Origin of the sequence: Alcanivorax sp. MD8A, from assembly GCF_002888555.1 — a bacterium.
In the GTDB taxonomy this organism is placed as follows: Bacteria; Pseudomonadota; Gammaproteobacteria; order Pseudomonadales; family Alcanivoracaceae; genus Alcanivorax.
The window spans coordinates 91,125-102,249 of the sequence record NZ_AQOQ01000014.1 but is presented as its reverse complement, the minus strand read 5'-3'; the positions used below and the strand labels follow the sequence as shown (position 1 = coordinate 102,249).

Annotated in this window: 10 protein-coding genes; 3 read left to right on the top strand and 7 right to left on the bottom strand. The window is 60.3% G+C overall.

Annotated features, from left to right (window positions below; translation table 11 throughout):
• Nucleotides 1-83 precede the first annotated feature (83 nt).
• The 6 genes from A15D_RS09565 to rsxA form a co-directional block, all read right to left on the bottom strand.
• Nucleotides 84-797, bottom strand: coding sequence for an electron transport complex subunit E (locus tag A15D_RS09565; protein ID WP_102791741.1), 714 nt, complete (start codon nucleotides 795-797; stop codon nucleotides 84-86).
• A complete protein-coding gene (rsxG, locus tag A15D_RS09560; protein ID WP_102791740.1) occupies nucleotides 790-1,437 on the bottom strand; it encodes an electron transport complex subunit RsxG in 648 nt (215 codons plus the stop codon). Before rsxG ends, A15D_RS09565 begins: the two co-directional genes overlap by 8 nt.
• Nucleotides 1,434-2,453 carry an electron transport complex subunit RsxD gene (rsxD, locus tag A15D_RS09555; protein ID WP_022986755.1) on the bottom strand — a complete coding sequence of 340 codons (1,020 nt, stop codon included), beginning with the start codon at nucleotides 2,451-2,453 and terminating at the stop codon, nucleotides 1,434-1,436. Before rsxD ends, rsxG begins: the two co-directional genes overlap by 4 nt.
• Nucleotides 2,454-2,548: 95 nt before the next feature.
• Nucleotides 2,549-5,431 (bottom strand): electron transport complex subunit RsxC, encoded by a 2,883-nt coding sequence (gene rsxC / locus A15D_RS09550; RefSeq protein WP_233192192.1) that lies wholly within the window; start codon nucleotides 5,429-5,431, stop codon nucleotides 2,549-2,551.
• Nucleotides 5,428-6,012: an electron transport complex subunit RsxB gene (gene rsxB, locus A15D_RS09545; RefSeq protein WP_022986753.1), complete on the bottom strand. Its 585-nt coding sequence runs from the start codon at nucleotides 6,010-6,012 to the stop codon at nucleotides 5,428-5,430. Before rsxB ends, rsxC begins: the two co-directional genes overlap by 4 nt.
• Entirely contained in the window at nucleotides 6,009-6,593 is a 585-nt protein-coding gene (rsxA, locus tag A15D_RS09540) for an electron transport complex subunit RsxA (RefSeq protein WP_022986752.1), read from the bottom strand. The genes rsxB and rsxA overlap by 4 nt, the downstream gene beginning before the upstream one ends.
• A gap of 250 nt (nucleotides 6,594-6,843) precedes the next feature.
• On the opposite strand from rsxA, the gene A15D_RS09535 reads away from it, so the two are divergent.
• Complete coding sequence (locus A15D_RS09535) at nucleotides 6,844-7,971, top strand: aminotransferase class V-fold PLP-dependent enzyme (RefSeq protein WP_102791739.1); 1,128 nt, start codon at nucleotides 6,844-6,846, stop codon at nucleotides 7,969-7,971.
• Between the two features lie 125 nt (nucleotides 7,972-8,096).
• Here the strand turns inward: A15D_RS09535 and A15D_RS09530 are convergent, their stop codons facing one another.
• Nucleotides 8,097-9,779 carry a GAF domain-containing protein gene (locus A15D_RS09530; protein ID WP_158245797.1) on the bottom strand — a complete coding sequence of 561 codons (1,683 nt, stop codon included), beginning with the start codon at nucleotides 9,777-9,779 and terminating at the stop codon, nucleotides 8,097-8,099.
• A gap of 154 nt (nucleotides 9,780-9,933) precedes the next feature.
• Here A15D_RS09530 and A15D_RS09525 point away from each other — a divergent pair, with 154 nt between their 5' ends.
• Nucleotides 9,934-10,650, top strand: a complete 717-nt coding sequence (locus A15D_RS09525; protein ID WP_102791737.1) for a YebC/PmpR family DNA-binding transcriptional regulator — start codon at nucleotides 9,934-9,936, stop codon at nucleotides 10,648-10,650.
• 173 nt (nucleotides 10,651-10,823) lie between these two features.
• A complete protein-coding gene (locus tag A15D_RS09520) occupies nucleotides 10,824-11,120 on the top strand; it encodes a hypothetical protein (RefSeq protein ID WP_102791736.1) in 297 nt (98 codons plus the stop codon).
• The last annotated feature ends 5 nt before the right edge of the window (nucleotides 11,121-11,125 follow it).

Below are 11,125 nucleotides of genomic sequence, written 5' to 3'. Positions count from 1 at the left end.
TCGCGCCCCTCTTTACCTTTTGACCCATACAGGGGCGAACCAGCCTGAAAGACTGAGCACGCAAGGAGTTATTCAGAGGCTCCCTAGCTGACCTTGCCAGTGGTGCGTACCCGACGGCTCACTTTGGGCTCGTCGCTGGCCTTGGCCTTCTGGATGGCTTTCAGCCGTTTATCGATTACGTTTTTGCCGGCGATGATCAGGCCCAGGCCGAGGAAGGCGCCGGGGGGCAGAATCGCAAGCAGGAAGCCGCCGTAGTTGTCGATCACATTCAGCTGCCAGTGGGCGGCGATGGGACCGAACAACAGCTGCATGTTGGTAAACAGCGTGCCCTGGCCGACCAGTTCGCGCATGCCACCGAGAATCAGCAGGATCACCAGAAAGCCAAGGCCCATCATGAAACCGTCCAAGGCTGACGGCAGGATGCCATTCTTGCTGGCAAAGGCGTCGGCGCGGCCGAGCACAGTACAGTTGGTCACGATCAGTGGAATGAAGATGCCGAGGATTTCATACAGCTCGAAGGTGTAGGCCTGCATCAGCATTTCGATCACGGTGGTCATAGCCGCGATGATCATCACAAAAGCCGGCAGGCGAACTGCATCGGTGACGTAATGGCGAATCAGGGACACGCACACGTTCGAGCCTACCAGTACCACCAGGGTGGCAAGACCAAGCCCCAGTGCGTTGACCACGGATCCGGTGACGGCGAGCAAGGGGCAGAGTCCAAGAATCTGCACGGTGGCCGGGTTGTTGTTCCACAGCCCGTCCATGCTGATTTTCTTGTAGTTCACATCACTCATCACACACCTCCGCGGCGACGGCTTCGGCATCCGCAGCAAAGAGTTGCTCGCGGTTGGCATCAAAATACTGCAAGGCACGGTATACCGCACCCACCACGGCCCGGGGAGTAATGGTGGCGCCGGTAAAGCTGTCGAATTCGCCGCCGTCCTTCTTCACTGCCCAGCCGCTGGCCTGCGGGTTTTCCAGTGAGCGGCCGTTGAAACCATAGATCCAGTCGGATTTTTTGGTTTCGATATTGTCGCCCAGCCCGGGGGTTTCGTTGTGCGGGGGAACCACGCGAACGCCCTGAACCGTCCCGCTGTTATTGATGCCAATGATCACGGCGATATTGCCGCCGTAGCCATCCGGGGCTGTGGCTTCCAGTACGGCGCCGTTGGGCTGGCCATTGAGGCGGGCGCGATAGATATGATGTTCGCTGCGCCCCAGCAGCGGATCACGGCGGGTAATGCGGTCAGCGAGCAGGTCATTGTCGTGCTGGTCGTGGGGCATCACTTCGTTTAGCGAGGTCATCAGCGCCTGCTGACGATTGCACTGCACCTGGTCAATGGTCAGGGCATTGGTGATGGCCAGGGCCGCAGCAGTGCCGATAGCGAACAGGCTCAGGATGACGGCGTTTTTGGTGATGGCATACCGCATCATGAGCCGGTCCCTCTGTTGGGCTTGTTATGGCCGTAGGTACGCGGCTGGGTGTAGTAATCGATAAAGGGGGCGCTGAGGTTGAGTAACAGTACCGAGAAAGCGACCGCGTCCGGATAGCCTCCAAAGCTGCGGATAACCCAGATCAGCACACCGATCAGCAGGGCATACACCAGGCGACCGTTACGGCTGGTGGCGGCACTGACCGGGTCGGTGGCGATGAAGAACGCACCGAGCATGGCGCCGCCAGACAGCATATGGAACAGCGGGTCGGCAAAACGGACCGGATCGATGAGCCATGCCACCAGTGCCGGCGCTGCAAGGCCCGCCAGAAAACCGGCGGGGATATGCCAGGTGATGATCTTGCGGCTGATCAGATACAGCCCGCCCAGCAGGAACGCCAGGTTGACCCATTCCCAGCCTTGCCCGGCCAGTTCGCCGTGCAGGATCGGGTGGCTGGCCAGGGCCGCTTCGTCGCCTGCCCAGGTGCGGAAGGTGTCCAGTGGTGTTGCCCCGCTCAAACCATCAACCGGCAACTGACCGGCAAACAGTTGCAGGCTTTGCTGCAGGCTGGGGGCGTCACCGGGGCTGATCCACTGGGTCATGGCCACCGGAAAGGAAATCAGCAAGAGCACATAGCCGACCATGGCCGGGTTGAACGGATTCATGCCCAGGCCGCCATAGAGTTGCTTGGCGACGATAATGGCGAAACTCACGCCCACCAGTGTCAGCCACCAGGGGGCGGTGGGGGGCAGGGCCAGACCCAACAGCACCGCAGTGACCACGGCGCTGTAGTCTTTCAGATAGAACCCGATGCTGCGGCCACGGGCTTTCAGGAACAGGGCTTCGCTGACCAGGGCCACGACCACTGCCCACAGCACATTGATCACCGTGCCCCAACCAAACTGCCAGGTCAGTACTGCCAGGCCGGGCAGGGTGGCGTAGATCACCTGGCGCATGAAGGCGCCGGTGTTGTTCTTCACGGAGGCATGGGGCGAGGAGGACGTAATCAGGCTCATGTCGATTCAGGCCTTGCCGTTCAGGTAGGGGCCGACGCGACCGGGCATGGCCGGCGTCGCGTTTGCAGGTTGTAAGGTCGTCAGAGCGGCTTTCATCATTCCACCAGCCCCTGTTCTTCCACGGCTTGTTTCAGTGCCTTTCGGGCAATCTGGGCTTCGGCTTCCAGGGCTTTCAGTTCAGAGTTGAGCGCTTCCAGTGACTCTTCGCTGCTGCTGTCACGCAGGCGCTGCAGTTCGATCGCCTTGTCGGCCAGGGCGCTTTCGGCCCGTGCGGCTTCCAGTTTCAGCGTTTTCAGATCCTTGCCGGTGTGGGCACGAATGTCTGCCTTGGCTTCTTCCACCAGGGCATCCAGCGCATCACGGGCGATGTCGGCCTTGTTCTTGAGTTTGTCCACGCGGCGCTGCATGTCGTTGAGTTCGTCGGCGGTGACGTCCTCCTTGCGCTCGGCCCGTTCAAGGGCGGCGTGGGCTTCCTTGTACTGCTTGTGGGCCATGTTATAGGCGGTTTTGAGGCCTTTGAGACGCTTTTGCCGCTTGGCGGCTTCTTCCGGATCCACGGCGGCCAGCGATTGCGGGGCAGTGGCTTCAGGGATACGCGGTTGGTCGGTGGTGGCCGGTGCCGCCTTGGGGGTGGCAGGTGCGCTTGCCTTGGCCTCGCGCAATTCTGCCTTCCAGTGATCGGCATCGGCTTTCAGCTTGTCGGCTTCGGCACGCAGGGCCGCCGCGTTCTCCGCGCGATTTTCTTCCGCTTCTTTGGCGGCTTTGACCGCGGCCTTGTAGGCTGCAGAGGCTTCACCCACTTTGGCCTTCAGCTCGACGAGCGGATCGGCCGGCGGCGGGGTGGCGGGCGCCGGGGTCGCCGCTGGCGCATTGGCCTTGGCCTCACGCAACTCGGCTTTCAGTGTGTCGGCTTCGGCCTTGAGGGTGTCGGCCTTGGCCCTTAGCTCGGCGGCATTATCATCGCCGTTGGCCTCGGCCTCTTTGGCCGCTTTGACCGCAGCCTTGTAAGCAGACGATGCTTCGCCCACCTTTTGTTTCAGTTCAGCGACGGGGTCGACTTGTGGCGCCGCTGCAGGGGCGGCGGGGGCATTGGCCTTGGCCTCGCGCAACTCGGCTTTCAGTTTGTCGGCTTCGGCCTTGAGGGTGTCGGCACTGGCCCGTAGCTCGGCGGCATTGTCATCGCCGTTGGCTTCCGCCTCTTTGGCGGCTTTGACCGCGTTCTTGTAGGCAGACGAGGCGTCACCCACCTGTTTCTTGAGTGTGGCCACCCGATCCTCTGCCGGTGCGGTGGCAGGGGCGGCGTTTTTGGCGTCACGCACGGCGGCCTTGGCCTTGTCGGCCACGGCTTTCAGGCGCTCGGCTTCGGCCTTCAATTCCGCACTGTTCTCTGCCTCGTTGGCTTCTGCTTCCTTGGCCGCCTTGACTGCCGCTTTGTAGGCCTTGGATGCTTCCAGAGAGGCCTGTTTGAGGGCGGCGGTGTCCACGGCCGGGGCGGCAGCAGTGTCAGTTTTCTTCTTGCGGTTGGCTTCCAGGCGGGCCTGGCGACGGGCTTCCTTCTCGGCCTTCTCAGCGTCGATACGGGCCTGGCGTGCCTCGAAACGTTCCCGGGCCTTGTCCGCTTTCAATTGGTCGGCGGCCTGCTGGCGCACGGCACCCTTGGCGTAGCGGTAGTACTGCACCAGTGGAATGTGGCTGGGGCAGACGTAGGCACAGGCGCCACATTCGATGCAATCCATCAGGTTGTGGTGCTGGGCCTTTTCCAGATCGTCATTCTTGGCATGCCAGTAGAGCTGCTGGGGTAGCAGGTTGGCCGGGCAGACTTCGGCACAGGAACCGCAACGGATACAGGGCTGTTCCTCTGGGGGTTCAGGCAGCTCTTCCGGGGTGGCGGCAATGATGCAGTTGGTGGTTTTGACGACCGGCACGGCCGGGTTATGCAGGGTGAACCCCATCATCGGGCCGCCCATGACCAGGCGCTCCAGTGCATCCGGATTGACGCCGCCATGGCTTAGCAGGTCGCGTACGGGCGTGCCCAGCAGCACCTCGTAGTTACCCGGTCGTGCGACGCCATCGCCGGTCAGGGTGGTGACCCGGCTGATCAGGGGCTGGCCGTCTACCACGGCCCGCTTGATGGCGTGGGCGGTGCCGACGTTCTGGCACACCACTCCCACATGGGCGGGCAGCTGGCCGCTCTGGACTTCCTTGCCGGTCAGCAACTGGATGATCTGCTTCTCGCCACCGGACGGGTATTTGGTCGGCACCACACGGACTTCGATATCGCAGCCCTTGCAGGCCCGCTTGATCGCGGAAATGGCCTCGGGCTTGTTGTCCTCGATCCCAATCAGGGTGCGGCGTGGGTTGAGCAGGTACTGGAGGATGTGGATGCCGGTGATGATCTCGTCGGCATGTTCACGCATCAGTCGATCATCGGCGGTGATGTACGGCTCGCACTCCACCGCATTGATGATCAGCTCTTCTACTCGCTGATGGTCGCCGAGGTTCACCTTGATGCTGGTGGGGAAACCCGCGCCTCCCATTCCGGCAATACCGGCATGGCGGATGGTGTCGACCAGCTCGCCGGGGCTCAGCTCGGTGTAATCAGTCACGCCACTGTGGGTGACCCATTCATCCTTGCCATCGGTGTCGAGCACCAGGCAGATGGCATCCATGCCAGATGGATGCTGGATCGGGCGGGGGCCAATGGCACTGATGGTGCCGGAAGTCGGCGCATGAATCGCGGCACTAACGGCGCCGCCGGGTTCGGCAATCATTTGCCCCTTTAGGACCCGGTCGCCGGGGGCCACCAATGGCTTGGCCGGTGCCCCGATATGCATGTTCAGCGGCAGCACCAGCTGGGCCGGCAGAGGGCCGGGCGCAATGGGGGTGCTGTTGGACAGGTGCTTCATTTCCGGTGGGTGAATGCCGCCGTGGAAATCAAACACCTTCGGGCTGCGCGAACGGAACAGGGTACGAATCACAGGTTGACCACCTCAATACGGCTGTCCGGGCGCTGACCAATGCCGGCAGGGCGGTGCCAGCCCCAGGTCTGCAGGGTAGGTTTGACCTCTACCATATCAATGCAGTCCACCGGGCAGGGCTCCACGCACAGGTCGCAGCCGGTGCATTCGTCCACCATCACGGTGTGCATCAGCTTGGCAGCGCCGACAATGGCGTCCACCGGGCAGGCCTGGATGCACTTGGTGCAGCCGATACATTCGTCCTCGCGGATGTAGGCGACTTTGGGGATGTTGGCGTCTTCGGCGCCTTCATCGTCCAGGGTCAGCTCATCACGGCCAAGCAGGTCAGTGAGGGCATCCACGGTATCCTGACCGCCGGGAGGGCAGCGATTGTGTTCTTCCCCTTCGGCAATGGCCTCGGCATAGGGGCGACAGCCGGGGTGGCCGCACTGGCCGCATTGGGTTTGTGGCAGCAGGTCGTCGATCTGGTCGACAATGGGATCGCCCTCCACCTTGAATTTTTCCGAGGCGAAACCGAGCACCGCTCCGAACACCGCTGCCAGTCCCAGCAGGGCGGCAATCGCAATCAGTACGGCACTCATAGCTTGATCAACCCGGAAAAGCCCATGAAGGCCAGCGACATCAGGCCGGCGGTGATCAGGCCGATGCTGGGACCGCGGAACGCTTCCGGTACATCCGCAACGGCGATGCGCTCACGCATGGCGGCAAACAGGATCAGCACGAGGGAGAATCCCAGCGCGGCGCCAAAGCCGTAGGTCAGTGATGACATGAAAGTGGCATCTTCTTGGCGTACATTCAGCAGGGCGACACCCAGCACGGCGCAGTTGGAGGTAATCAACGGCAGGAACACCCCCAGTACCCTATAGAGCAGGGGGCTGGCTTTCTTGACGAACATTTCAGTGAACTGCACTGCCACGGCGATCACCAGAATAAAGCTGATGGTGCGCAGGTACTCCAGCTCGAAGGGCACCAGAATATAGGCCCAGGTCAGGTAGGCGAGTACGGAGGAGAGGGTGAGCACAAAGGTGGTGGCCAGTGACATGCCCATGGCGGTCTCGATCTTGTTGGAGACACCCATGAACGGACACAGCCCCAGAAACTGCACCAGAACAAAGTTGTTAACCAGCACTGCGCTGATCAGTATCAGGACGTACTCTGCCATGAATTCCCGGCTCGCGAAATAAACACAGTGTTTATGGGGTTTAAGGGGCGCATAGTATGCGTGAGCGCCCTGGCTGGCTCAAGAATGATAATAGCTTAATGGTTTGCTGCGCCCCCCGCATTGACTGCAGACACGGCTTGCCTGTGCATTTTGCCACCAATCACACCCCCAAAGGTTGCGTTGGCAGGGGCAATCCAGTATCCAGAGAGACCACGATAAACGCCGTAGCTACCGCAAGGAGATCCCCCCTGTGACCGACCTGCCCCGTGACTTTGATCGAGACGGCCTGCTGGAATACTCCGTCGTCTTTACGGATCGTTCCCTGAATCACATGTCCCAGCGTTTTCAGCAGGTGATGCGTGATATCTCCAGTAATCTGAAGCAGGTCTACAACGCCCATTGTGTTGCAGTTGTCCCGGGTGGTGGCAGTTTTGGTATGGAAGCGGTGGCACGCCAGTTTGCCACCGACCAGCATTGCCTGGTGATCCGGAACGGGTTTTTCAGTTTCCGTTGGAGCCAGATTTTTGACATGGGTGGAATTCCGTCAAAAGAAACGGTTCTGAAAGCCGCTCCGGTCAGTGACCAGCCCAGGGCGCCGTTTGCGCCTGCCCCAATTGAAACGGTGGTGGCCACCATCAAGGCCGAGAAGCCCGGGCTGGTGTTTGCGCCCCATGTGGAAACGGCCTCCGGGATCATTCTTCCCGATGATTACCTGAAACAGGTTGCCGAGGCGGTGCACAGTGTGGGTGGGTTGTTCGTGCTGGACTGTATTGCATCCGGGGCGATCTGGGTGGATATGAAGGCCCTCGGCGTGGATGTGCTGATCAGTGCGCCGCAAAAGGGTTGGAGTGCCTCACCCTGCAGCGCTCTGGTGATGATGAGCGAGGCGGCAGAACAGCGATTACAGGTCACCACATCCACCAGTTTTGCGGCTGACCTGAAAAAGTGGCGAGACATCATGATCGCCTATGAAAAGGGTGGGCATGCCTACCACGCCACCATGCCGACGGATGCCTTGCGCGGGTTCCGCGATGCCATGCTGGAAACCCTGGGTGAGGGCCTCACGGCAGTGAAGGAGCGCCAGTGGAAACTGGGCATGGCCGTGCGCGAGTTGCTGGCAGAGCAGGGCTATGAAAGTGTGGCGGCGCCAGGTTTCGAAGCGCCGGGTGTGGTGGTGTCTTACACCGACAACGATGCCATCAAGAGTGGTGCAGCCTTTGTGCAGCTGGGTTTGCAAACTGCGGGCGGCGTGCCGCTGATGTGTGATGAACCCGCGGATTTCAAGACCTTCCGGGTGGGGTTGTTTGGCCTGGATAAACTGGGTGATACCGATACTGCCGTGGCACGGCTCAAGCGCGCGCTGGATCAGCTTAACTAGACGTACCTTCCGGAGTCGGTGACGAGTCGTTACCAGAAACAATATGCAATTTGGTGATGTCTGCGCCGGGGCTCGGGGCGGACTTCAACCGACTTGCGCTAGTGAAGAAATGGCCTGGCTTTAGGTTAGGGAGTGTTCTCCAGTTGCAGGCGCTGAGCCTGGTCTTGCTGTGTGTCGATGACGGGGGCTGCTTGGTGTCCGGCCGGCAGCGCCCTTTTCTGGATCGCGAAGTTAGCTGGGGGCAGTGGGGCCTCTTGCTGCAGATTCCTCAGTTCCGCATTTACCTGGCTGGTGTGCAGGGCAATGGCCAGGGGCTCGCTGGCTTGATGCAGAAAGTCGCCGGCAAAGTCCGGTAGCGAACCGACCGCACCCAGTTCCAGTACACCGTAGAGTTGGTTATTCCACAGCAGTGGCATGAGCAGCAGCGAGGAGGGCGTCTGGCGAGTGGAGCCGGTGGTGACCAGCAGGTAGTCGTGGGGAAGATTGTGCAGATGTCGGGGCTTTCGGTCGCTGGCACACTGGCCGACGATGCCTTCGCCGGGCTCGATGACTTGCGCCAACATTTCAAGGCTGGCGATGCCATAGGTGGCTCTTCGCACTAACCCATCGCCCTCTGCAACATAGAGTGCGCCAACATGGGCTTTCAGGCGGCTGCACAAATAGCGAATGATGTCGTCGCACAGCGTGGTAGTGTCCTTTACGCCTTGCAGGGTGTGGCCCAGATCAGACAAAAATGACTTGCTGTGATTGTCCCTGGCGAGGGCGTCGCTCTTGTCCAGCAAGCTGCTGCGCATGGTTTCGAGCACCTTGAGCAACTCGCCAATTTCGTTACCAGGGATCTGCTCGATGGGCGTCTGGAGGTCCCCGTCACCCAGACGCTGGGCGGACGACCGTGCTGCCGCAAAGTGTCGGTTCAACTGGCGGATAAAGAGAGCCAACGTTGTCAGGACGAGTGCCATGATGACCAGCACGGACAAGGTGCTGTGTAGTCTGGCCTGATCCAGCCGGTTGTCCAAGTGCGAGTCCAGTTGCTGTGCCAGTGCCAGCGTTTGCTGCTCGGCTTTGCTGGCCGCACGGTTGAGCTCGCCGGTCAACCCGCTCTCGGAGCTGAGGCCGATGTCTCGCTGCAATTGCGCCATGGTGTTGAAGCTGTCGGTGTAGGCGCGCAGGGACTGCTGGGTGGCCGCCAAGATCTGGTTATCCAGATCGGACATGAAGATGGTGCCACGAAACTGAGAGAGCGCCACCATGAACTGGTTGATATAGGTTTCGTCCCGGTACAGCAGAAAGTTCTTTTCATGTTGGCGCAGTTGCAGGAAAGACACTGCCAGTGTCGGCAGGGCGGTAACCACCTCCTCGACCCGCTGGGCGGCTGCATTCAGTTGCCCGGCATGCCCCTCATTTCGCGCGATACCAATGGTGACCTGCTTGTGGACCAAGGCGTTGAAGTTGCTCTCCACCTGCTGAAACAGATCGCCGGCGGCCAGCATGCCGGTCTCATCCAGATCGGCATTGCGAAGAGCCATAACCAGTGCCCGGTGTTGCGCCTTGAGCTGCTGCAGGCTGGCCCGGAACTGCTCTGCGTGAGTGAGCTGGCGGGAGCTGGCGAACGCATCCATCTGCTGACGCAGGGTCTGCAGCTGACGGCTCATGGCCGTGTTCATGGATTGCAGGGCTGTCTCTTCCGTGATGCGACGCTGGTAGTGCTGGTCCAGTAACCAGATGGCCATCAGCGCGGCAGCAATTCCCGCTGCCAGTAGCCACAATCCCTGCTTGATGGACAAGCGATTCTGGATCGTGCTGAGCATTGTGAAAAACTTCTCATAGCCAAAGGGGTGACTATAGGGCGCCATTATGACGCTATTATGACTATGCGGGGTGGCTGCTTGGCAGTTGTCGTAGGTAAGCCGCGATTTTTCCCCTAGAATCCCTCCCCAAAACCATTATCGGAGCAAGTATCCCATGGGCCGCGCCTACCAGAACCGAAAAGAATCCATGGCCAAGACCTCGGACATGAAAGCGAAGGTCTACAGTCGCTATGGCCGCGAAATCTATGTGTGTGCGAAGAACGGCGGGGTAGAGCCAGATTCGAATCTGGCACTGCGTAGCTTGATCGATCGAGCCAAGAAGGACCAGGTTCCCGGGCATGTGATCGACAAGGCGCTGGACAAGGCTAAGGGTGGCGGCGGTGAAGACTTTGCCCCGGCTCGCTACGAGGGTTACGGACCGGGTGGCTCCATGGCCATCATTGAGTGTCTGACCGATAATCCCAACCGTACCTTTGGCGATGTGCGGGTCGCCTTCACCAAGACCAAGTGCAAGATTGGCACCCAGGGCACCGTGGCGCACATGTTCGACCACGCGGCGATTTTCAGCTTTGCTCACGATGACGAAGACACGGTGTTGGAAGCGCTGATGGAAGCGGATGTCGACGTGACGGATATCGAAAATGAGGACGGTGTGCTGACGGTCTTTACGCCCAACACCGAGTTTGCCAAGGCACGTCAGGCCCTGACCGAGGCGTTTGAAGGTATCGATTTCGACGTCGAAGAGATTCAGTTTATCCCCCACGCCTACACCACGGTGGAAGGGGAGGAGCGTGAGCTGTTCGACAAGTTTCTGGCCATGCTCAATGACCTGGATGACGTGCAGAACGTCTATCACAACGTCGAGTTGTAATGCTGTTGGCTTGGCCGGGTGGTCGCCCCGGCCGGGCCTGATCCCCCATCGAGGAAGGGGTGGCGGATTTCACACCGCAGTAACATAACGCGACATGAAGCCTGTTATAGTCGTCTGACTCAGATTCACATTATCTGTAATCTGGTTCCCTCTCTGTCATGGAGGCTGGTGACATGGCTAAAGCGCCCTCTCGGCTCGACCCGATTTATCCCCCCGGCCAGGCGGATACCACCGAGCCCCGTTTTCTGGGTTATGTGGCATTGTTTGATTCCTCTGACGAAATTCTGGCCTTCGGTGGGTTGGATCACCCGGATGTGGTGGAATACCGCACGGATCATCCCGCCTGGGCCCACCGCTTCGCGACCCTGTACGAAATACGGCAGTTGCCCACCGCCCACCGTGTCCTCCCCATGGCCCTGTACGATTCCCATGGCCGGTTTGTACTCAAACCGACTGAGTGCGCCCACTGAGGTTG

Coding starts and splice junctions, on each gene's coding strand:
- rsxB (WP_022986753.1), bottom strand. CDS start 6,012: ATGAGTGCCGTACTGATTGCGATTGCCGCCCTGCTGGGACTGGCAGCG.
- rsxG (WP_102791740.1), bottom strand. CDS start 1,437: ATGATGCGGTATGCCATCACCAAAAACGCCGTCATCCTGAGCCTGTTC.
- rsxA (WP_022986752.1), bottom strand. CDS start 6,593: ATGGCAGAGTACGTCCTGATACTGATCAGCGCAGTGCTGGTTAACAAC.
- A15D_RS09530 (WP_158245797.1), bottom strand. CDS start 9,779: ATGCTCAGCACGATCCAGAATCGCTTGTCCATCAAGCAGGGATTGTGG.
- A15D_RS09520 (WP_102791736.1), top strand. CDS start 10,824: ATGGCTAAAGCGCCCTCTCGGCTCGACCCGATTTATCCCCCCGGCCAG.
- A15D_RS09525 (WP_102791737.1), top strand. CDS start 9,934: ATGGGCCGCGCCTACCAGAACCGAAAAGAATCCATGGCCAAGACCTCG.
- rsxD (WP_022986755.1), bottom strand. CDS start 2,453: ATGAGCCTGATTACGTCCTCCTCGCCCCATGCCTCCGTGAAGAACAAC.
- A15D_RS09565 (WP_102791741.1), bottom strand. CDS start 797: ATGAGTGATGTGAACTACAAGAAAATCAGCATGGACGGGCTGTGGAAC.